The sequence below is a fragment of the Anaerosalibacter bizertensis genome (assembly GCF_009696605.1).
Classification (GTDB): Bacteria; Bacillota; Clostridia; order Tissierellales; family Sporanaerobacteraceae; genus Anaerosalibacter; species Anaerosalibacter bizertensis.
Genome location: NZ_VULR01000001.1, coordinates 115,133 through 137,776, shown reverse-complemented (window position 1 = coordinate 137,776; position 22,644 = coordinate 115,133). Strand labels below are relative to the sequence as shown.

The following is a 22,644-nucleotide window of genomic DNA, read 5'->3' as shown; positions in this document are numbered from 1 at the left end:
GGGGTAATGTAGTAAAAAATTATTTGTAGGTGATTTTATGACTTATGTAATTGGGAGCTTTAAGTGGATTTTGCAAAATATACTTCTGCTCAATATTTTATTTGCTGTACTTTTAGTATTTTTTGAAAGGAGAAATCCTACCACAACCTGGCTTTGGCTTATGATTTTATTTTTTCTACCAGGTATTGGTTTTTTACTTTATTTGTTTATAGGTCAAGATTTAAGAAAGAAAAAAATTTTTAAAGTAAAAGAGGAAGAAGATAGATTTTTTAAAAATTTAGCGGCTATTCAAGAAAAAAATATTGAGAGAGAAGAGTTAAAATTTAATGATCCCAAAGTTAAAGAGTATAAAGACATTATTCAATTTCATTTAATGAGTACAGATGCTGTTTTCACTCAAGATAATGAAGTAGAACTCTATTTTTCTGGAAAAGATAAGTTTAATGCATTGTTGAATAGTATAAATAGAAGCAAAAAATATATACATATAGAATATTATATTATTAGAAATGATAATTTAGGTAATGAAATAATAAATGCTTTAATTAAAAAAGCTAAAGAAGGGGTAGAGGTAAAACTTCTATATGATGGAATGGGAGGAAGAAGTCTACCTAGGAACTTTTTCAAAGAATTAATTGAAGCTGGAGGAGAAGTAGCTTGTTTTTTTCCGCCTTTTTCAGCTAACTTGAGTATTAGAGTTAACTATAGAAATCATAGGAAAATATGTATTGTAGATGGTAAAGAAGCTTATGTTGGTGGTTTTAATATTGGAGATGAGTATTTAGGGAAATCTAAGAAATTTGGGTATTGGCGCGATACTCATTGCAAAATTAAAGGAAGTGCTATACATGGTCTTGAATGGAGGTTTTTATTGGATTGGAGATTTGCAGCTAATGAAGAAATATCCAATATGGAAAAATATTTTTTACCAAAAGATACAATTGGGGAAACTGGAGTTCAGATAGTATCATCAGGTCCTGACTCGAAATGGACTAGCATAAAAGATGGTTATTTTAAAATGATAATAAATGCTAGAGATAAAGTATATATTCAAACTCCTTATTTTATACCTGATGACAGTATATTAGAAGCATTGAGAGTAGCAGGACTTTCTGGAGTAGATGTAAGAATAATAATACCTTCTAAACCAGATCATCCATTTGTATATTGGGCTAGTTTATCTTATATAGGTGAGTTGTTGCAAGCGGGAGTTAAGTTCTATACTTATGAGAATGGTTTTATCCATAGCAAAGTAGTTTTAATGGATGATGTAGTTTCTTCAGTAGGAACGGCTAATCTAGATATTAGAAGTTTTAAGCTTAATTTTGAAGTTAATGCATTTATATATGACGAAAAAGTAAATAATGAAATAGTAGATCAGTTTATTAGAGATTTGGATATATGTAGAGAAATTACAATAGAGGAATATGAGAAACGTTCTTATATTATAAAAGTTAAGGAATCTATTTCAAGGTTACTTTCTCCAATTCTATAACATAAAATTAACACCTCTGGATATACTAAATTTGAGGTGGTAAAAGTTGAATAAAAATATTAAGATTTTATTGTTTTTTTTAACATTATCTCTCATTTTATCTTCTTGTTCAAAAAAACCAGAGAAAAAATCTACAGCTTATGAAAAAAAAGAAAATGCTCCACAAAATTTAAATAAAATTTATGAAAATACAAATCTTATTTTAAAAGATATAGAAGAGATAAGCAAAGTTTCTGTTGAAACGGAACAGGAAGAAGTGAAATTAAATGAAGAAAATTCTAAATCAAAAGAAAAAAGCAATAAAGAATCTAAGGAAGAAAAATTAAAAAAGTTGTGGAAAGGTATAGACAAAAATATTGAAAATATACATAAGGATTGGAACAATTATGAAATAGAAGGAATGAAAAAGATAGGAAATACAAATAGTATTGATAAATTTGAGGAAAGCTTAAATGATGTTACAGTATCTATTGAAAATAGGGATTATTTAAATATTATAAACAATGGTAGCAAAGTACTTTTTCATATATCCCCATTTTTTGATATATATAAAGATGAAATAAAAGGCGACATAAGTAGAATAAAATATTATGTTTATCAAGGACATATTTTAGGGGATAAAGGGGAAAAGGAAAAGGCTATAAACTTTATTTCTCAAGGTGAAGCAAATTTAAATAGTATTAGACAAAAAATAGAAAATGATAAAAATAAATTAAAAACCTTAGAAAAACTAACCCTATCTCTTAATGATATGAAAAAATCTATTGAGAAGGAAAGTTCTAATCTTTTTAAAATAAAAAGAGATATAGTATTAAATAATTTAAAAAAACTAGAAGAATAATACAACTATATATTTAGGGGGAATGTAATTTGAAAAAAGAAGCAGTTAAAGATTATTTTATACTTAACGAAGAATTGATATCTACAAAGAATATGGAGATATTTGAGAATATAAATAAACCTTATATTTATGAAGTTATTAGAGTTATTGAAGGTGTGCCATTATTTCTAGAAGAACATTTAGATAGGATGAAAAAAACAGCAAAGATCATGGATTATAATATAGATAAAACAGAAACTGAAATAAGAAAAGATATAAAAAAGCTTATACAAGAAAATCGAGTTAGAAATTCAAATATTAAATTATTATGTTTAGATTTAGAGGGGAAAGGTCAAGTGTTTTTAACTTATTTTATTGAAAGCTATCATTCAAATGATAAAATTTATAATGAAGGAGTACATACTACATTATATAACTTTGGAATAGAAGACCAAAATACTAAAATATCTGATGTTTCTTTTAGAGAAAGGGTAGATAAAAAAATAAAAAACAAAAATGCCTTTGAAGCCTTTCTTGTGAATAAAGATGGTAATATTACTAAAGGTAGTAGATTTGATATGTTTTTTGTGAGAGGTCAAAAGGTTTACACAGTACCTTATGAAAAAATATTATTAAATGTTACAAGAAGTCATATAATTAATATATGTGAAAAAATAAACTTGGAATTAATAGAGGAAACTATTCATGTGGAAGATTTATATAAGATAGATGGAGGATTTATAATAGGGACTTCAATAAACGTTATACCAATTAAATCAGTTGATGAATTTACCTATGAGTCTGTATCAGATCCAATAATTAATAAAATAAAGGATATGTATTTAAAGGAAATAAAAGGGTATATTGATATTAATAAACTAGAATGGATATAAAAAAACTTTACTATTTTTCCAAATGTATTATACTATAGTAGTGATAAATATTTAATATCATCTGAGTATAGAAATTTTAAACATCTTATAATAACTGATATTTAGAAGGTTGTGAAATATATGGAAGATAGGAAAATAAATTATACGTTTATAGCAATAATTATAGGAATAACTTTAATCATTATATTAACTAGTGAAGGGTTAAAGGATTTACCTGAACTTTTAATTAATACTAATACAACGTATTTAATTATAGCTTTATTCATGATGTTAGGAGATTGGATATTTGATGGTATGATCTTAAATATTATAACTAGAAGGGTCCATGGTGATGTTAAATTCTTAAAATCATTAAAGATAGCCATTATAGGTCAATATTATAGTGCCATAACTCCTTTTTCTACAGGAGGACAACCAGTCCAAGTATATCTTATGTCTAAAGAAGATATATCTGTACCTAAAGGCTCATTGATTCTATTTAATAAATTTATAATATATCAAATGGCTGTTACTTTTTATTCATTAACTATGTTTATGTTAAAGTTAAATTTTATTTTCAATAATGCAAAAACTGCAGTGCCTTTTGTTATTATAGGTTTTATATTAAATCTTTTAGTATTAACTGGAATTATTTTATTATTTTATAAACCTGAATGTATAAAGCCTATAGTTTTATACATTTATAAGTTTTTAAATAAGATAGGAATTATGAAAGATACACAAAAGTATATAGACAGACTAGATAAATCTATGGCAGAATATATGCAAAGTGTAGAAAAAATCAAAGAAGATAAAAAAACTACTATGGAATTGCTTATACTAACTTTCATACAATTAACATTTTATTTTAGTATAACCTATTTTATTTATTTAGCTCTAGGTTTGACAGAAGCCGATTTTATAGATATTATAGCTATACAATCATTAGTTTATATGTCAGCTTCTTATATTCCAACTCCAGGTACAGCAGGAGCATCAGAAGGCGGATATTACCTATTATTTAAACCTCTATTTACATCTAATCTAATAATATATGCATTATTGCTTTGGAGAACTATATCTTATTATTTTAGAATTTTAGTTACTGGCATTGTAACTTTAATAGATTATATAATTAGAAAAAAGAAAAAGATTGCAGTATAAAAAACTGGTACAAAAATTTTTGTACCAGTTTTTTAAAAAATAGGTCCTATTTTCTATGGAATTTAATTTTAATATATTTATTTCAATTTTTATAAAAGATTAAAAATGAAAAAAATAGAAGGAAATAGAAGTAATTATATTGGAAAAATAAGTTTAGTGGAGATAAACGTTTAATTCAGATGTGGATTTTTTATTTTATATTGTTATAATGTAAAAAGATATAAGAAATGTAAATTAAATATAGCAATAATCGGGAAAAAAGATATTCCCAAATTATGTAATACGTGGTATAATAATACTGTTACACACTTTCAATTTATTTTTATTTTAAATAAAAATGAAAGATAATATTTTTATTAATAAAAAAGTGAGGGAATGGGGATTATGAATGAAAGAATGTATTTAAATGATTTGAAAAGTGAAATTGAAGTTAAAAGACAAGAACTTAATAGACTTATTATAGGAAGCATTGACAAAAATAAGATTCTTAAGTTTAGCATGGAGTTGGACAAGTTGATATATCAGTATTGTAATCTTGAAAAGAAAAATAAAAAAAGGGCAGAATGTTAGATCTGCTCTTTTTTACTAATCTGGAGAGATATTTTAAGTATATTGAGATTAATTTTTTATTATAGCATATAATTATATTATATATTATCCTCCAGAATAGATTATTAAAAATAAAATCAGTGCAACAACAGTAGCAATGATAGCATAAAAAATCTTTTTCTTAACAAAGAAAAACTTCATAGGTTCACCCCTTAAAACTAACTAGTCACAGTATAATCTATTCTTTAGAACCATTATATATTACTAATATTTTTAGTTATATGATTTACATAAGGAAATTAATATATTATAATTGAGTATGAGAAATGGGGGGATTTATAATGGCAGTAAAAATTTTATCTGATAGTGCCTGTGATCTGCCAAAGGAAATTTTAGATGAATATAATATTGACATTTTACCAATATTAGTCATTAAAGACGATAAAGAGTACTTGGATGGAGAGACTTTGGATCCGATGAAACTTTATGAAGATATGAGAAATGGAGAGGTTTATAAAACTGCTCAAATACCACCTAGTGTATTTGAAAAAAAGTTTGAAGAAATAGCCAAGAGTGGAGAAAGCACTATTTATATTTGTTTTTCATCAGGATTGTCTGGCACATATCAAAGTGCAGTAATAGCTAAAGAAGCAATAAAAGAAAAATATCCAGATTTAGATTTAGAAATAGTAGATTCAAAATCTGCTTCTGTTGGATTTGGTTTATTAGTATACAAAGCTGCTCAGATGGCTAAGGCAGGAAAATCCAAAGAAGATATACTTAAAACATTAGATTTTTATGTAGATCATATTGAGCATATTTTTACAGTAGATGATTTAGAGTATTTATTTAGAGGTGGAAGGGTTTCAAGAGCCCAAGCTATTGTAGGGGGTCTTTTGAATATAAAACCTATTTTAGATATTCCAGAGGACGGTACATTACGTCCTATTGAAAAAGTAAGAGGAAGAAATAAAGTTCTTAAAAGAATGATAAAAATAATGGAAGAACGTGGTGGAGAGGCAGATCTTAAAAATCAAACTATAGGAATAAATCATGGAGACGATATAGAAGGAGCAATGAGGTTAAAGAAAATGATTGAAGAGAAATATGGTTGTACAGATTTTGTTATAAATATTATAGGTTGTGCCATAGGAGCACATTCAGGTCCAGGAACACTATCAGTATTCTTTTTAAATGAAAAACCAAGTCAGGATTAATTTCCTGACTTTTTCATAAAAATATTAAAATATACTAGACAAAATATAAATATAGTAGTATAATAAATATTGTTGTTTGGTTCTGCACCTTTAGCTCAGTTGGTAGAGCAACTGACTCTTAATCAGTGGGCCCAGGGTTCGAGTCCCTGAAGGTGCACCAATAGTAAATCTTGTAATCGTAGTGGTTACAAGATTTTTTTATGTTTTGAAATAGGCTTACATAATGCTATAGGTTTTATATATAAAAATCAACTAGAACTTCCATGGAAGTTCTAGTTGATTTTTTGCTATCCTTCTTCCTTATTATCTTTTTTGCTTTTGCTACTTTTATTCTTTTTGGAACCACCTTTTTTACCTTTATTTTTTGCCACTTTATACTCTACCTCCTTGAAAGTGTATTTTATTCTAAATATAGTATTTCACTATTTACAAAAATAATGTAAAAATTGAGCTAAAACTTTAAATATAGTAAAATGTTAGTAGTATATAAAAAAGAGGTGTTTGTATGTTTCTTCAATCCTATAGTATTCCAGTAAAAGATATAATGAGTGAGGACATTTTTATATTAGAGGAAGTAGAATCTATAGATAATGCAATAAACTACCTTTTCCATAATGTAAAAAAGGAAGTAATAGTTTGTGATAGTTCATTCCATATAAAAGGCATAATAACTATGGCAGATGTACATAAGCTTATGGATAAGAATATTGTAGAAAGTTCTTTAAGAAAAGCAATGATAAAAGATATAATATATGTTAATCCTAGCGAAAGCTTATCAAATTGTAGAAATCTTATGTTAAAAAATAAAGTAGGAAGGCTTCCTGTAATTAAAGAAGGAAAAGTTATTGGAATAATTAGGGAAGAACATATTAGAGATTATTTTTATAAAGGAGTAGAGGAGTCAGAATTAGCCCTTAAACATATTTTCAATAATATTCATGAGGGACTGTGTGTTTTAGATAGCAGAGGTAGAGTAATCATATGGAACAGGAATGCTGAAAAATTATATGGAGTAAAAGAAAGAAGTATAAAAGGAAAATATTTAAAAGAATATTTTCCAAATGCTATTGATTTAGAGATATTTGATACTAAAAAAAGTGTAAAAAATGTATACCATTCTCCTAAAGAAGGGTACCATGTAATAATAAGTGCTTCTCCTATTATTATAAATGAAAAGTTATATGGGGTTGTAAGTACGGAAAAAGATATATCTGAAGTTGAAGAATTGCAAAATGAGTTGAAAAAGGCAGAAGAACGATTAGAAGTATTAGAAAGACAAATTAAAAGAAAATCAAAAGATCCTTTTGAAAAAATAATTGGAAATAGCAAGAAGATACAAGAAAAAATAGCTATATCCAAACAAATAGCATCTTCTAATGTATCTATATTGATAACAGGAGAAAGTGGTACAGGAAAGGAAGAATTTGCAAAAGCAATTCACTATTATAGTGAAGTTCCAGGAGAATTTGTACCTGTAAATTGTAGTGCTATTCCTTCTGAACTTTTTGAATCAGAGTTTTTTGGATATGAAAAAGGAGCTTTTACTGGAGCTAGAAATGAAGGAAAGATAGGCTTTTTTGAGCAGGCTAAAAATGGAACATTATTTTTAGATGAAATAGGGGATCTACCTTTACCTATGCAAGCCAAACTTCTAAGAGTATTACAGGATAAAAAGATCAGAAAAGTAGGTGGAGAAAAGCATATACCATTAAATGTAAGAGTTATTTCTGCCACCAATAAAGATCTTTCACAATTAATTAAAAAAGACAAATTTAGAGAAGAACTTTATTATAGAATAAATGTAGTGGAGATAGAATTACCGCCATTAAGAGAAAGAAAAGAAGATATAGTACTTCTTGCAGATTATTTTATAAAGAAAATTTGTGCTGAAAATAATAAGTTTGTACCTTCATTAGATAGAGAAGTAATGGATATATTGTTACAATACGAGTGGAAGGGAAATATCAGGGAATTAAAAAATGTAATAGATTATATGGTAATTATGTCTAATGAAGAAACTATTACAAAAGAGTTTATACCTAAATATATTTATGCTGAAAACTTTGACGACTTCATAGAATATGGAGGTGACTTTTTAGATTTAAATGAATCGGTGAGTAAATTAGAAATAAATCTTATCAACAAAGCTTTAGAAATTTCTAATGGAAATAAGGCAAAAGCTTCAAAGTTGTTAAATATTCCTAGAACTACACTTCATTCTAAACTAAATAAGTATGGTATAGACTAAAAAATAAAGGGGGAGAAGAGATGAAAAGTGAAAAATTTACATTTAAATCTTTAGATAATATAGAGGTATTTTATAAAAAATGGATTCCTGATGATGAAAAAGATATTAGAGCTTGTGTACAGATTTCTCATGGTATGGCAGAACATATAGAAAGATATAATGCATTTGCTAAGTACTTAGTTAATAATGGAGTTGTAGTTTATGGAAATGATCATAGAGGGCATGGGAAAACTGCAGGAAATATTGAAAATTTAGGATATTTTGCTGATGAAAATGGATGGGAAAAAGTAGTTAATGATATGTATTCTCTTACAGAAATAATTAAAGATGAGTATGCAGATATTCCTATTTTTATATTTGGCCATAGTATGGGTTCTTTTTTAACAAGAAGATATATTCAACTTTATGGAGATAAAATTGAAGGGGTTATACTAAGCGGCACTGGTGGAGACCCAGGAATTGCCGGAAGTATTGGAATTAGAATTGCGAAAAGGGAAATAAGAAAAAATGGCAGTAGGGCTCAAAGTCCAAAACTTAATAAATTATCTTTTGGGAATTTTAATAAACAATTTGAGCCTGTTAGGACTGAATTTGATTGGTTGACTAGAGATGAAAAAGAAGTTGATAAATATATTGAAGACCCTTATTGTGGTGGTATATTTACTTGTGGTTTTTTCTATGATATGTTGTCTGGATTAAAAGAATTAAATAAAAAAGAGAATATAGAGAAAATACCTAAAGGTTTACCTATTTTCTTGGTATCTGGAGATAAGGATCCAGTTGGCAATAATACTAAAGGTGTTTTGCAAGCTTATAATAGCTATAAAAATGCAGAAATAGTAGATGTAAATTATAAATTTTATACAAATGCTAGGCATGAAATTTTAAATGAATTAAATAAAAAAGAAGTATATAAGGATATTATTTCTTGGGTTGAGAAACATATAAAGTATTCAAAATCATATAGTTAATCTTAAAACGACTTAAAATAGACAAGTGACTGAATATAGTCATAAACCAAATATAGTTAATGAGCATAGCTGAAGTGTGAAAAATTAAATAGACTATAATTAGTCATAACAATATATATTTACCCTTTAAAGACGTCAAGTTTATGCAGTTTTAAAGGGTTTTTTTATTGGCATAAATTTTGCTACTATATAAAATGTAAATTATTGATATTAGATTAGTAGAAAGGGGTGAAACATTGGAAATAAAAATACCTTTAAAGCAACATATTGGTGGGATTTCTACTCCTATAGTTAAAACAGGAGATGAAATAATGAAAGGTCAACTTATTGCAATATCAAATGGATTGGGAGCAAATATACATTCTAGTGTTTATGGAAAAGTAGTTGAAATAAATAATGTAGAAGTAAGGATAGAAGTTTATGAAAATCAGCCAGATAACTATATAAAAATTGAACCTAAGAATACTTTATTAGAGCTTATAGAAGAAGCAGGAATAGTAGGAGCAGGTGGGGCAGGTTTTCCAACCCATATAAAATTAAATACAAAATTAGAAGATGGTTATGTAATTATGAATGCAGCTGAATGTGAACCAGAGTTAAATCATAATATGGAAAGAATTGTGAAGGATCCAAATCTTTTAATAAGAGGACTTAAATACGCAATGGAAATCACTAATGCTAATAAAGGTTATATTGCCATAAAACCTAAAAATAAAAAACCTCTAATTGAATTAGGAAAAGCAATAAAGGGTGAGAAAAATATTGAGATTAAATTTTTGCCAGATATGTATCCAGCAGGGGATGAGAGAGTTATTATAAGGGAAATACTAGGTATAAAATTAAAACCAGGACAATTACCTATTGAAGCAAGAACAGTAGTTTTAAATGTAGAGACACTAAAAAATATTGCCCTTGCTATTGAAGATAGAAGGCCAGTTATAACTAAAGATATTACTGTGACTGGTAGAGTAGAAGAAGCAGGGAAAGTTTTTTTAGATGTGCCAATAGGAATGCCAGTTAAATATTATATAGACAAATGTGGAGGATATACAGAGCCCTACGGTGAAATATTACTAGGAGGTCCTTTCACAGGTAAATCTGGAGATGAATACTCACCTATCACAAAAATGACAGGAGGAATACTTGTGAGTATGCCTTTCCCTTCTGATAAGAGAAAATTTGGATTAATTGGATGTGAATGTGGAGCACAGATAGATAGGTTAAAAGAGATTGTGGAAGGAATGGGAGGAGAAGTGGCAGCTACCACTAATTGTAAAAGAATGATAGATATTGGTGGAAGATTTAGATGTGAAGAACCAGGGGTTTGTCCTGGGCAAGCTGAAAAGGTAATAGGTTTAAAGAAAAATGGAGCTGATGTAATTTTAGCTGGGACTTGTGAAACCTGAACTGATACTGTGATGAATGTGGCCCCTAGGTTAGGAGTGCCTTTATATCATAGTACAGACCATGTGCTTAGAGCTACAGGCCATAGACTCTATAGAAGAAAACGTGGATAGGAGGGATAATTTTGGCTATAACTGAGGAAACTGCAATGGAACATAAAGATTCTTTTGCTATTACTTGTTGTAGATTTGAAGAGGGAACAATAATTGGACCCTCAAATATAGAAGACCCTAATATTATACCAGATTTAGAAGATTCAGGACTTTTAGATATACCAGAAAATTGTTTAAAAATTGGAGAGGTATTAGGAGCTAAGCTAAAAAAAACAGTAGATGCTTTAACACCACTAACAGAAGATTTAGTAGAAGGTATAAATAAAATGGAGAAAAATAAAAAACTAGAAGGTGGAGAAATAGAAGAAGTTAAAGAAGAGACTAAGGAAATAAAAAAACAATATAAACCACAGGTAGTAAACAATAGTGGAAATATTAAGATTCATATAGGAGAAGGAAAAGACATAAATATAGAGATTCCCTATCCAATAACAAATAATCATATGATGCAAGATAATGATGTAGCACAAGATGTAAATAAAATAGAAAATGAAAGAGAAGAAGAGAAAACAACGAAGATATATGAAGATAAAGAAATAAGGAAACTTAAAAGAAAATATTTTAAAATTGAAGAAGTAAAATTTGACAGTGAGACAAAAATAGAAGGTAAAACTTTATATATTAGGAAAGGTATTTGTAAAGATGCAATGTCTAAGGAAGAACTTGTTGTAGATATGAAATTAGATATTATAACTCCAGATAGATATAATGAATTTTCCAATACTATTATGGATGTCCAACCTATTGCTACAAAAGAAGAAGGAGAATTAGGAGAGGGAATAACAAGGGTAATAGATGGAGTAGTAATGATGGTTACTGGTACTGATGAAAATGGTGTTCAAATTGGAGAGTTTGGTTCTTCAGAAGGGATAATGGAAGAAAATATAATGTGGAATAGACCAGGCTCGCCAGAAAAAGGAGAAATATTTATTAAAACTGATGTAATGATTAAAGAAGGCAAAAATATGGAAAGACCAGGACCTATGGCAGCTCATAAGGTTACCGATTATATTACTCAGGAAATAAGGGAGGCCTTAAAGAAAGTTAATGAAGATTTAGTTATTAAAACAGAAGAGTATGTTCAAAAAAGAAGGCCAAATAAGAAAAAAATAGTTATAGTTAAAGAGATAATGGGTCAAGGCGCAATGCATGATAATTATATATTACCTCAAGAGCCTGTAGGAGTACTTGGAGCTAAAGCCAATGTAGATTTAGGAAATGTTCCAATAGTGGTTTCACCACTTCAAGTACTAGATGGATGTATTCATGCCTTAACCTGTATAGGACCAGCTTCAAAAGAAACTTCAAGACATTATTTTAGAGAGCCATTAGTATTGGAAGCTATGATGGATGAGGAGTTAGATTTAGCTGCAGTTATATTTGTAGGTTCTCCTCAAGCAAATTCAGAAAAATTTTACGTATCTAAACTTTTAGGAATGACAGTAGAAGCTATGGATATAGATGGAGCTATAGTGACTACCGAAGGATTTGGAAATAATCATGTAGATTTTGCTAGCCATATTGAAGAGATAGGAAGAAGAGGAATATCGGTAGTGGGTATGACTTTTGCTGCAGTTCAAGGTCAATTAGTAGTAGGGAACAAATATATGAATGCTATGGTAGATAATAATAAATCAGAGGACGGAATTGAAAATGAAATATTGAGTAACAATTGTCTCTGTAAAGAAGATGCAATAAGAGCTATATATATGCTTAAAGCAGAGATGGCAGGAGAAAAAATACTTTCTCCTGATAGAAAGTATAGTTCTGAAGTTAAGCTAAACAATATAGATTTAATTGAAAAAGGCACAGGAAATAAAATAGAACTAGTGGAAAATGAAGGTTCTTTAAAACTGGAGGAAAAGTAATGGGGAAATTAAGATATATTTCTTCTGAAAGATATTATGAAGGTATAATTATAGAAGTTAGCGATGGTGGAGTTGTTATAGACTTTAAAGGTAGGATGGGGCAGATAAGATTACCTAAAAGGATGGTAATAAGTGAAAATGAATTAAAAGAAGGACAAGAGGTAGGCTTTTTACTGACCTATCCAGAAGTAATAGATGAAAATATAAATGAAAATTATATTTATGGAAAAAGACAATTAAATAAGAGGATGAATAGAGGAAGCAAATTATAAAGGAGGGATGGATTTGACTCTTACTGTGATTAAAGGATTGAAATCAGAAATATATGTTCCCATAACTCCCCAACCAGTTTGGACACCTGTAGATAAACCTTTGAATGAAATGGTTATAGCATTAGTTACAGCAGCAGGAGTTCATTTAAAATCAGATGAAAGATTTAATCTTGCTGGGGATACTTCTTTTAGAATAGTTCCAGGTGATTCAACTGATAGTGATTTAATGGTTTCTCATGGAGGGTATGATAATTCTGATGTAAATAAAGATATTAACTGTATGTTTCCTATAGATAGACTTAGAGAACTAGAAGAAGAAGAATTTATAAAGAAAGTTGCACCAAAACATATAGGATTTATGGGTGGTGGAGGAAATGTAAAGGCATTTAAAGAAATCACAGGTCCTAAAATAGCCTATATATTGAAAGAAGAAGATGTAGATGCTGTAGTAATGACAGGAGGATGAGGAACTTGTCACCGCTCTGCCGTGATTGTGCAGAGAGCGATTGAAGAGGCAGGAATTCCAACTATTATAATTGCTGCCTTGCCACCAGTAGTAAGGCAGAATGGAACTCCAAGATGTACTGCTCCAATAGTACCTATGGGTGCGAATGTGGGGGAACCAAACAATATAGATATGCAGAAGAACATTCTTAAAGATACTTTAAAACAATTAGTAGAAATAGATACTCCAGGGAAAATAGTACCTCTTCCATATGAATATATAGCAAAAGTTTAATATAAGAGGTGATAGTATGGAGTTAATAAAGAGTATAAATGTTGTAGATTCTCATACAGTAGGAGAACCAACTAGAGTAGTAGTAGGAGGAATCCCTACTATACCAGGGAAAAATATGGCTGAAAAAAAAGAGTATTTAGAAAAAAAATTAGACCATATAAGAAGAATGTTGATGCATGAACCTAGAGGACATAATGATATGTTTGGAGCTATTATTACTCCACCTACAAGAAAAGGAGAAGCAGATCTAGGGGTAATATTTATGGATGGTGGCGGATATTTAAATATGTGTTGTCATGGTTCTATGGGAGTAGCAACTGTATTGATTGATACAGGAATGATAGAAGCAAAAGAACCCTATACAGATATTGTTTTAGATGCACCAGCTGGTCTTATAAAAGCAAGGGTTAATGTAGAAAATAAGAAAGCCAAGTCTGTATCTATAACTAATGTACCTTCTTTTTTATTTAAAGAAGATTTAGAAGTAGAAATACCTAGTTTAGGGAAAATCAAAGTTGATATATCTTTTGGAGGAAGTTTTTTTGTACTAGTAGATGCTAAAGATTTAGGTATAGATTTAGAAGTGAAAAATATTGATAGGCTTGTAAAATTAAGTCTAGAAATTAGGAAAGCTATAAACAACAGTATAGAGATTTATCATCCGGAAAAACCATATATAAAAACTGTGGATTTAATTGAAATATATGATAGACCCTCACACTCTAAAGCTGATTTAAAAAATGTAGTTATATTTGGAAGAGGGCAATTTGACCGTTCTCCTTGTGGCACAGGGACTAGTGCTAAATTAGCGGCTCTTTATTCCAAGGGAAAGATTAATCTTAATGAACCCTTTGTATATGAAAGTATATCAGGGACTACCTTTACAGGAAAAGTTTTAAAAGAGACAAAAGTAGGTGAATTTAATGGAGTAGTTCCTGAGGTAACAGGAAAAGCTTTTATCACAGGTTTTAACCAACTAATCATAGATTCAGATGATCCATTTAAATATGGATTTGTGTTGCCTAGGTAAGAATAAAAAGCTAATAGGAAATGTTAAAATGTTTCCTATTAGTTTTTGGATTTCTTATATAATTCATCTTTAAATATGTCCTCTAGTTCTATTAAAAATCTAGAATCTTTTACTTTACTTTCGTTTTTATAGTCTATGGTGATTAAATCTAAAACTTCTTTAGCTCTAGTCATACCTACATAAAATAGCCTTCTTTCCTCTTCTAACAAATTTATCTGGCCTTTTTCAAAGGCTTCAATGCTATTAAAAGTAGGAAAATCTCCTTCTATAAGATCTATTATATAGACTTTTTTAAACTCAAGACCTTTTGCTGAATGAATTGTAGACAATCTAACCCCATTTTTTTCTTTTCTAGATCTATACGTTATATAATCTAAATATTTTAATCGTCCTAAAAATTCTTTTATATTATTTGTATTTTTAGCTATTAATTTTAGATTAAACAAAATAGTTTTTAAAGAATCATAAGTATATCCAAACTTAATGGAATTTTCTTTAAGATATTTTTCATATTTTAAATCTTTTTCAATAAAAGAAATAGCATCGTAGGGTTTTAAATTAGATAACCTTTTAAAATCAACTTTTAATTCTTTAATTTGTTTTTTATAATCTTTTTTTAAATCTGGATATTGCAGTAGTCTATCGAATATAGGAATATTATAGCTAAGGGTTTTTGCCCAATTTATATGTTTTTTATATATGTATCCTTTAGTTTTATAATATATTTTTTCAAATTCAAATATATTTTTATTATCATATGCCACATTTAAAAATGCTAGTATATCTTTTACTACCCAATGATTAGCAAAACTTATTTTAGCATCCCTAATATAAAAGGGTATATTATTTCTGTCTAAATATTCTATAAGTCCTAAAGATGAGATGTTATTTCTATATAATATAGCAGAATTTGATAAGTCCCCATGTTTTTTAAACATTTCTATTAAATATTCATATTCATCTATTATGGTTTCGCTTCTTATAATTTTAACAGGTCTTATATTTTTATTTTCAGTAAATAACTCTTTATTATATCTTAAAGTATTTTGCTTTATAAATTTATTACAGACATTTACTATATTATTAGAAGAACGAAAATTTTGTTCCATATAGAATATATTTGCTTGAGGATATATTTCTTTGAAATTCAATATATTTTCAGGAGAAGCTCCTCTAAATCGATAGATAGATTGATCATCATCAGCTACGATAAATAAATTATTTTTAGGTTGAGAAATAGTTTTAATTATTTCCATCTGTATTTTAGAAGTATCTTGTCCTTCATCAACTTGAATATAATCAAATTTATTTCTATATTTGTTCAGTAAATATTTATCTTTATTTAAAATGTTCAATGTATATGTAAGCATATCATCAAAATCTATAAGAAAATTATTATACTTATAATTTTCATATTTAGTGTAAATTTTTTTGAAGTTTTTTATATCGACTTTATATTTTTGAAGAAAGTCATCTATAGTAAACATCATATTTTTGATATATCCAATAGTATTTATAACTGTTTCTAGTTTTTCTTCAGTAATATATTCACCATTTATGTCAAGATAAATTTTCCTTAATAATTTATTTTTATGCTGAGGATGTTTAAAATTTTCTATTAAACTATATTTTAAATTATTCCTATAAGCATATTCTTTTAAAATAGTATAGGAAAAACTATGAATAGTAGAAAAGTTTACAGGTATATTATAAAAATTAGGAAATGTATTGTTAAATCTATTTTTCATATCTTTTGCAGAAGCTTTACTGAAAGTTATAGAAAGTATTTTTAGAGGATTTATATTATGTTTTTTTATTAAATTATGGGTTCTGTAAATTAAAACTGTAGTTTTTCCTGCACCAGGTACAGCTAACACTAAGGCAGGACCATCTTTATGTTTAATTGCCTCTAATTGTTGTTTGTTAAATTTAAAACTCATTATATCACCTATAGTTTTTAATAATATAATATCATATGTTGATTGAAAAGAACTATTATATTAAGAATATTTGAAAATGTAGAACAAAAAATTTGAAAAAAAACTATAATGAAATATAATAGGTCTAGAAGTCTTTATTGAGGAGGAATACTATGGCTAGACCTGTAAAATGGAGAAGAGTTGAGAAGTTACCTGATTTTAGATATTTTGTTCCTTCTGAAGCAGAAGGGGATATAAGAGAAAATGTTTTAAAAATAGAAGAATTAGAAGCTATAAGGCTTAGGGATTTGGAAAATCTTGAACAAGAAGAATGTGCAAAAAATATGGAAATATCCAGGCAAACTTTTCAAAGAATTTACAATGAAGCTAAAAGAAAAGTTGCAGATAGTTTAATAAATGGGAAAGCTATAAAAATATCTGGTGGAAATTATACTCAGCATATTTGCAAACTTGTATGTAAAAACTGTGGAAATAGCTGGCAAGAAAGAATGGAAGATATAGAGTATGAAGATGATACATGTCCTAAATGTGGGTCATCGAAAAATTATTGTAATGAAAAGAATAAAGTAAAAAGATGTAAAAAAAATTGTAGTGAAAGAAAAGCTATGTGTTCAAGGAAAAAGTAAAACAATTATTATACAGCAAATGTAAATAACCATATATACATTTAGATAATTCTATGGAAAATTTTAAAATATAAAGTTTTTTAAAAAAACATGGGTAATAATATAATGGGAGATATTCTATAAGATAGAATATTACAATAAGTAAAATATATATCTAGGTGATTTCATGAAGAAAAATAAAATACCAAATAAATTTGATAGAAAAATACTGAGCTGGTTTAATAGTACTATTAAATCTAATTTTTTAGATAGATTTATGTATATAATTACAAACTTAGGCAGTGGTTGGTTTAGTACAACTTTATTTGCTTTACTAATTTTGTTTGGTAAGGACAAGTTAAGGGTTGTAGGCGTAGAAGGGGCAGTGGCTATTTCTATAAGCCAGATAATTGTTCAGATATTGAAAAGATCTTTAGGTAGACAGAGACCTTATAATGTTCTTGATAATATAAATACTTTTGGAATAATTCTTAAAGATTATTCCTTTCCATCTGGACATACAACGGCTGGATTTTCAATTGCTACTATATTATATTTAAACTATCCTTATTTGGTCGTTCCAGCACTATTATTAGCGGCTACTGTTGGGATTTCTAGAATGTATTTAGGAGTGCATTATCCTACGGATGTAGTAGCAGGAATAATAATTGGTACAATTCCAGCATTATTTGTTCATTTTAAATTATCAATGTATATTAAAGAAATATTAATTTATTTTCAATTAATATAAATAGATTAGACACATTTTAAAGTGGTATATATAATAGAGAGACAATAGGGAAAGGATGATGTTAAATGCTTATGAGTAATTTTTTAAGAGACAGAAAATCTACAAGAGAATACAAAGACAAAGATGTAAGTAAAGAAACATTAGAAAAAATTATGGAGTATGGAGAAGATATAGAAAAGGAGATAGGAGATAAAAGCTTTAAGTTTTTATTACTTAAAAATGGGGATAAAGTATATGAGCTTCTTAAAGGAAAAGGTGGATATGCAGGAGTGATGATAAAAAGCCCTCATTATATTGGATTAGAAATTTTAAATGATTCTAGAGATGCTATAATTAAAGGATCTTATGCTATGGAAAAACTTATAACTAAGGTAACAGAATATGGTCTAGGAACTTGCTGGATAAGTATAGAAAGTGTGGATGAAGAAACCAAGAAAGAATTATATGACAATTTGGAAGGAAATATAGACTATATCTTAGCTATAGGAAATCCAGTACCTAAAAATCCTTTCATTCAAGAGCCAGATAGTTGTAGACTATCTATAGAAGATATTGTTTTTAAAGGTGAAATTGGAAAGAATATAGCTGCTGATGAATTAGAGAGCAGAGGTTTAAGTGATTTATTTTATTATACTAGATTTGCTCCATCAAGTTATAATAACCAACCTTGGAGATTCATATTAAAAGATAATAAGATAGTTTTAATTTTAATGAAAGATGAAGATAAATTTAGTTTTATAGACGCAGGTATTATTATGTATTATTTTGAAAATATGGCTAGTGCTATTGGAATAACTGGTAAGTGGCAGTTATTAAATGATAAAGATGTAGAAGTAAACGGGATAACCTACAATTACATAGGTGAATTTAATATATAATATAATTTAAATAATCTCTAGTCGAAAGACTAGAGATTATTTTTTTTAGATATGTTGACAATTTTTTATATTAGAAGTATAATATATTTAAACATATGAGCAATTGTTCATATGTTTAATAGTTGGCAAAGGGGGATATCTCTAGTGGCTAAAAAAGAATTTATATTAGAAGGATTAAATTGTGCAAATTGTGCTAATAAAATTGAAAAAAAGGCGAATGATATAAATGGTGTAGACAATGCCACTCTGGACTTTGTATCAAAAAAATTAAAAGTCCAGATAGAAGCAGATAATGATTCAGATAAAATCTCTAATGAGATAAAAACTATTGTAAATGAACTTGAACCACATGTAAGGGTTATTGAAAAAGAATCCTTAAGTCATAGTCATGAACATGACCACAGCCATGGCAATATTGAAAAAAGCCAAGTAGCTAAAATAATAATAGCTGTAATTTTATACTTAATACCTATAATATTAAAATTAGAAGGAAGTTCTAGATTTGCTTTCTTCTTTGTAAGTTATATAGTTGTTGGAGGAGAAATACTATTAAGAGCTGCAAGGAATATATCTAAAGGTCAGATTTTTGATGAAAATTTTCTAATGGCATTAGCTACTATAGGTGCTTTTGCAATTGGAGAATATCCAGAAGGTGTTGCTGTAATGCTTTTTTATCAAATAGGAGAATTATTTCAGGATATGGCAGTTGGTCATTCTAGAAAATCTATAAAAGCTTTATTAGATATAAGACCTGATTATGCAAATCTTAAAGAAGGAAAAAATATAAGAAAAGTAGAACCTGCTGAAGTAAAAGTAGGAGATTATATAGTTGTAAAACCAGGAGAAAAAATACCTTTAGACGGTATAGTTATAGAAGGAAATTCTACTGTAGATACTTCTAATATAACTGGAGAAAATGTTCCTAGAAGTGTAGGGAGTGGAGAAAGCGTATTAAGCGGATTTGTAAACAATCAAGGCCTATTAACTATAGAGGTTTCAAAAGAGTTTGGGGAATCAACAGTATCTAAAATATTAGATTTAGTTGAAAATGCTTCTAGTAAAAAGGCCCCAACTGAGAATTTTATTACTGTATTTGCAAGATATTATACTCCAGTAGTAGTGATAAGTGCATTGGTTATAGCATTTATTCCACCACTTTTATTTAACTTAAACTTAAGTGATTGGATATATAGAGCACTAATATTTTTAGTAATATCTTGTCCATGTGCATTAGTTATATCAATACCACTAGGTTTTTTTGGAGGAATTGGTGGAGCTTCAAAAACTGGAATACTCATAAAAGGTGGAAATTATTTAGACGCGTTAAATCAGGTAGATACCATAGTTATGGATAAAACTGGCACATTAACAAAGGGAGTATTTAAAGTTACAGAAATAGAAGCAGTAGAAGATTTTACAGAAGATGAGGTTTTAGAATATGCAGCTTTTGGAGAAGCTTTTTCAAACCATCCAATAGGAAAGTCTATAATTGAGGCTTATGGAAAAGATATTGATAATAAAATCATAGAGAGTTATAGAGAAATATCTGGCAAAGGGATAAAAGCAGAAATAAATGGAGATGAAATAATAGTAGGGAATAGAAGATTATTTGAGGATGAAGGTATCTTTGTTGAAGATAAAAAAAGTTTTGGAACTATTGTTTATGTAAGCAAAAATAATAAGTATATAGGAAATATAATAATATCTGATGAAATAAAAGAAGATGCAAAGGAAACTATAAGTCAGTTTAAAGAATTAGGAATTAAAGAAACTATTATGCTTTCAGGAGATAATAAATTGGTGGCAAATGAGGTTGGAAAATCTTTAGGAATTGATGGAGTATATGGAGAACTTCTTCCTCAAGACAAGGTAAGTATATTGGAAAAAATAATGAATGAAAAAGGTAAAGAAGGTAAAGTTGCTTTTGTTGGAGATGGAGTAAATGACGCACCAGTTTTGGCTAGAGCAGATGTAGGAATTGCTATGGGAGGTTTAGGTTCAGATGCAGCTATAGAAGCAGCAGACATAGTTATAATGACAGACGAGCCTAAGAAGATATCTACAGGAATTAAAATATCTAAAAGAACAAAAAAAATAGTTACACAGAATATAATATTTGCTTTAGGAGTTAAATTAATAGTACTAATATTAGGAGCATTTGGAGTAGCTACAATGTGGGAAGCAGTATTTGCCGATGTTGGAGTTTCTATAATTGCTATTTTAAACTCTATGAGAGCTCTTAATGTTGAAGAATAATTAAACAGCCATCCTTTATTTTGACTAGGGGATGGCTGTTTAATTATTAGTTGAATAGTAAATAGTTATATAAAAAACAATGAAAATGTTTGCTTTTAATTTTAGATAATGTTATAATAAATTAAAATTACATATGAAATTTAAACCTTCAGGGCAGGGTGAAATTCCCTACCGGTGGTATAGCCCACGAGCCGAAAGGCTGATTCGGTTAGATTCCGAAGCCGACAGTATAGTCTGGATGAAAGAAGGTTATCTGATTTTTTGTATATATTTATGTATTTATATACTATTAAACTGCCCTGAATTTTTTCAGGGCAGTTTAATTTTTTGGAGGTGATTTGGTGAAGTTTAATGATGAATATTTTATGGAAAAAGCATTGGAGCTTTCAAAAAATGGAATAGGTTTTACAAATCCTAATCCCCTTGTAGGAGCTTTAATTGTAAAGAATGGAGATATAATTGGTGCTGGTTATCATAAGCAATATGGAAAGGAGCATGCTGAGATAAATGCATTTAATAGTGCAAAGGAAAACGTAGAAGGTTCTACTATGTACATTACATTGGAACCTTGTTCTCACCATGGAAAAACTCCTCCCTGTGTAAATGAAATTATTAAAAGAGGAATTAAAAGAGTAGTTATAGCTATGGAAGATCCAAATCCATTAGTATCAGGAAGGGGAATAAATCTGCTTTTAGAAAATGGTATAGATGTAAAGGTAGGGGTTAAGAAAGAAAAAGCAGAAAAAATTAATGAGATTTTTATAAAATATATAAAAAACAATAGACCTTTTTGTATTTTAAAGGCTGGTATGAGTCTAGATGGAAAAATAGCTACTTATACTGGAGACTCTAAATGGATAACCAATATTGATTCAAGAATGTATTCTCATAAATTGAGACATAGGGTATCTGGTATAACAGTTGGTATAAACACAGTGTTAAAAGATAATCCAACTTTAAATACAAGAATTAAAAATGAAAAATGTAAAAGTCCTATAAGAATTATCTTAGATAGTCATGGAAGAATACCAATTGAATCAAATGTGTTAAATACTTTGGATATTGCGGAGACTATAGTAGTTGTAACAGAGGATGCAAGGAAAGAAAATATAAAGAAAATTAGAAGTATAGGAGCAGAAGTTATTATTTCACCATTAAAGCAAGGAAAAGTAGATCTAAACTTTTTAATGAATGAACTAGGAAAAAGAAAAATAGATAGTCTTTTAATAGAAGGTGGAGGAGAAGTAAATTTTTCTTTTTTAAAGGAAGGGTTAGTAGATAAAGTAATATTTTTTATTGCACCAAAGCTAATTGGAGGAGTTAGCTCAAAGACTCCAGTTGAAGGGAAGGGGGTAGGACTGTTAAAGAATACACCACAATTAAAAAATATTAACACATTTAAATTGGGAGAAGATGTAGTAATAGAAGGATATTTATAATTGGAGGTGAGTT

The 22,644-nt window shown here is 28.4% G+C and carries 19 protein-coding genes, 1 tRNA gene and 1 riboswitch; of the genes, 19 read left to right on the top strand and 1 reads right to left on the bottom strand.

Annotation, left to right across the window (positions count from 1 at the left end):
- Positions 1-37: 37 nt before the first annotated feature.
- From cls to FYJ27_RS00560, 14 genes are all read left to right on the top strand, one after another.
- Positions 38-1,495, top strand: a complete 1,458-nt coding sequence (gene cls / locus FYJ27_RS00625) for a cardiolipin synthase (RefSeq protein WP_154481543.1) — start codon at positions 38-40, stop codon at positions 1,493-1,495.
- 46 nt (positions 1,496-1,541) lie between these two features.
- Entirely contained in the window at positions 1,542-2,336 is a 795-nt protein-coding gene (locus FYJ27_RS00620) for a hypothetical protein (RefSeq protein WP_154481541.1), read from the top strand.
- A 29-nt stretch (positions 2,337-2,365) separates the two neighbouring features.
- A complete protein-coding gene (locus FYJ27_RS00615) occupies positions 2,366-3,208 on the top strand; it encodes an aminotransferase class IV (RefSeq protein WP_154481538.1) in 843 nt (280 codons plus the stop codon).
- Positions 3,209-3,328: 120 nt separating this feature from the next.
- Complete coding sequence (locus tag FYJ27_RS00610; protein ID WP_154481536.1) at positions 3,329-4,351, top strand: lysylphosphatidylglycerol synthase transmembrane domain-containing protein; 1,023 nt, start codon at positions 3,329-3,331, stop codon at positions 4,349-4,351.
- 384 nt (positions 4,352-4,735) lie between these two features.
- Positions 4,736-4,921, top strand: coding sequence for an aspartyl-phosphate phosphatase Spo0E family protein (locus tag FYJ27_RS00605; protein ID WP_216384708.1), 186 nt, complete (start codon positions 4,736-4,738; stop codon positions 4,919-4,921).
- Between the two features lie 320 nt (positions 4,922-5,241).
- The gene (locus FYJ27_RS00600; protein WP_154481533.1) at positions 5,242-6,117 is read left to right on the top strand and encodes a DegV family protein; all 876 of its coding nucleotides are present in this window, start codon (positions 5,242-5,244) and stop codon (positions 6,115-6,117) included.
- Positions 6,118-6,201: 84 nt separating this feature from the next.
- Positions 6,202-6,277 (top strand) — tRNA-Lys (locus tag FYJ27_RS00595).
- A 345-nt stretch (positions 6,278-6,622) separates the two neighbouring features.
- On the top strand, positions 6,623-8,365 hold the full coding sequence (gene prdR, locus FYJ27_RS00590) for a sigma-54 dependent transcriptional regulator PrdR (RefSeq protein WP_154481530.1): 1,743 nt from the start codon (positions 6,623-6,625) through the stop codon (positions 8,363-8,365).
- Between the two features lie 20 nt (positions 8,366-8,385).
- Positions 8,386-9,336, top strand: coding sequence for an alpha/beta hydrolase (locus FYJ27_RS00585; protein ID WP_154481527.1), 951 nt, complete (start codon positions 8,386-8,388; stop codon positions 9,334-9,336).
- Between the two features lie 236 nt (positions 9,337-9,572).
- Positions 9,573-10,853 (top strand): proline reductase-associated electron transfer protein PrdC, encoded by a 1,281-nt coding sequence (gene prdC / locus FYJ27_RS00580; protein ID WP_195839047.1) that lies wholly within the window; start codon positions 9,573-9,575, stop codon positions 10,851-10,853.
- A gap of 11 nt (positions 10,854-10,864) precedes the next feature.
- A complete protein-coding gene (gene prdA / locus FYJ27_RS00575) occupies positions 10,865-12,721 on the top strand; it encodes a D-proline reductase (dithiol) proprotein PrdA (RefSeq protein WP_154481521.1) in 1,857 nt (618 codons plus the stop codon).
- Entirely contained in the window at positions 12,721-12,993 is a 273-nt protein-coding gene (locus tag FYJ27_RS00570; protein WP_154481518.1) for a CBO2463/CBO2479 domain-containing protein, read from the top strand. Before prdA ends, FYJ27_RS00570 begins: the two co-directional genes overlap by 1 nt.
- Positions 12,994-13,000: 7 nt before the next feature.
- The gene (gene prdB / locus FYJ27_RS12850; RefSeq protein WP_369880989.1) at positions 13,001-13,732 is read left to right on the top strand and encodes a D-proline reductase (dithiol) protein PrdB; all 732 of its coding nucleotides are present in this window, start codon (positions 13,001-13,003) and stop codon (positions 13,730-13,732) included.
- Positions 13,733-13,748: 16 nt separating this feature from the next.
- Entirely contained in the window at positions 13,749-14,762 is a 1,014-nt protein-coding gene (locus tag FYJ27_RS00560) for a proline racemase family protein (RefSeq protein ID WP_154481512.1), read from the top strand.
- 38 nt (positions 14,763-14,800) lie between these two features.
- On the opposite strand, the gene FYJ27_RS00555 is transcribed toward FYJ27_RS00560, so the two are convergent.
- A complete protein-coding gene (locus FYJ27_RS00555; protein ID WP_154481509.1) occupies positions 14,801-16,702 on the bottom strand; it encodes an ATP-dependent helicase in 1,902 nt (633 codons plus the stop codon).
- A gap of 152 nt (positions 16,703-16,854) precedes the next feature.
- Between FYJ27_RS00555 and FYJ27_RS00550 the strand changes: the two genes are divergently transcribed.
- The 5 genes from FYJ27_RS00550 to ribD all read left to right on the top strand — a co-directional run bounded on the left by FYJ27_RS00550 (position 16,855) and on the right by ribD (position 22,631).
- Complete coding sequence (locus FYJ27_RS00550) at positions 16,855-17,328, top strand: DUF134 domain-containing protein (RefSeq protein WP_154481506.1); 474 nt, start codon at positions 16,855-16,857, stop codon at positions 17,326-17,328.
- A 166-nt stretch (positions 17,329-17,494) separates the two neighbouring features.
- Positions 17,495-18,058 carry a phosphatase PAP2 family protein gene (locus tag FYJ27_RS00545; protein ID WP_154481503.1) on the top strand — a complete coding sequence of 188 codons (564 nt, stop codon included), beginning with the start codon at positions 17,495-17,497 and terminating at the stop codon, positions 18,056-18,058.
- A 65-nt stretch (positions 18,059-18,123) separates the two neighbouring features.
- Positions 18,124-18,936 (top strand): nitroreductase family protein, encoded by an 813-nt coding sequence (locus FYJ27_RS00540; RefSeq protein ID WP_154481500.1) that lies wholly within the window; start codon positions 18,124-18,126, stop codon positions 18,934-18,936.
- A 144-nt stretch (positions 18,937-19,080) separates the two neighbouring features.
- Positions 19,081-21,192 carry a heavy metal translocating P-type ATPase gene (locus FYJ27_RS00535; RefSeq protein WP_326831015.1) on the top strand — a complete coding sequence of 704 codons (2,112 nt, stop codon included), beginning with the start codon at positions 19,081-19,083 and terminating at the stop codon, positions 21,190-21,192.
- A 140-nt stretch (positions 21,193-21,332) separates the two neighbouring features.
- Positions 21,333-21,446, top strand: a riboswitch (FMN riboswitch).
- Between the two features lie 87 nt (positions 21,447-21,533).
- On the top strand, positions 21,534-22,631 hold the full coding sequence (gene ribD, locus FYJ27_RS00530; RefSeq protein ID WP_226808138.1) for a bifunctional diaminohydroxyphosphoribosylaminopyrimidine deaminase/5-amino-6-(5-phosphoribosylamino)uracil reductase RibD: 1,098 nt from the start codon (positions 21,534-21,536) through the stop codon (positions 22,629-22,631).
- Positions 22,632-22,644: the final 13 nt, after the last annotated feature.

Bases quoted from the DNA above. Each gene is read 5' to 3' on its own strand.
- cls (WP_154481543.1), top strand. From the start codon at position 38: ATGACTTATGTAATTGGGAGCTTTAAGTGGATTTTGCAAAATATACTT.
- FYJ27_RS00610 (WP_154481536.1), top strand. From the start codon at position 3,329: ATGGAAGATAGGAAAATAAATTATACGTTTATAGCAATAATTATAGGA.
- FYJ27_RS00605 (WP_216384708.1), top strand. From the start codon at position 4,736: ATGAATGAAAGAATGTATTTAAATGATTTGAAAAGTGAAATTGAAGTT.
- FYJ27_RS00600 (WP_154481533.1), top strand. From the start codon at position 5,242: ATGGCAGTAAAAATTTTATCTGATAGTGCCTGTGATCTGCCAAAGGAA.
- prdR (WP_154481530.1), top strand. From the start codon at position 6,623: ATGTTTCTTCAATCCTATAGTATTCCAGTAAAAGATATAATGAGTGAG.
- FYJ27_RS00585 (WP_154481527.1), top strand. From the start codon at position 8,386: ATGAAAAGTGAAAAATTTACATTTAAATCTTTAGATAATATAGAGGTA.
- FYJ27_RS00570 (WP_154481518.1), top strand. From the start codon at position 12,721: ATGGGGAAATTAAGATATATTTCTTCTGAAAGATATTATGAAGGTATA.
- FYJ27_RS00560 (WP_154481512.1), top strand. From the start codon at position 13,749: ATGGAGTTAATAAAGAGTATAAATGTTGTAGATTCTCATACAGTAGGA.
- FYJ27_RS00555 (WP_154481509.1), bottom strand. From the start codon at position 16,702: ATGAGTTTTAAATTTAACAAACAACAATTAGAGGCAATTAAACATAAA.
- FYJ27_RS00550 (WP_154481506.1), top strand. From the start codon at position 16,855: ATGGCTAGACCTGTAAAATGGAGAAGAGTTGAGAAGTTACCTGATTTT.
- FYJ27_RS00545 (WP_154481503.1), top strand. From the start codon at position 17,495: ATGAAGAAAAATAAAATACCAAATAAATTTGATAGAAAAATACTGAGC.
- FYJ27_RS00540 (WP_154481500.1), top strand. From the start codon at position 18,124: ATGCTTATGAGTAATTTTTTAAGAGACAGAAAATCTACAAGAGAATAC.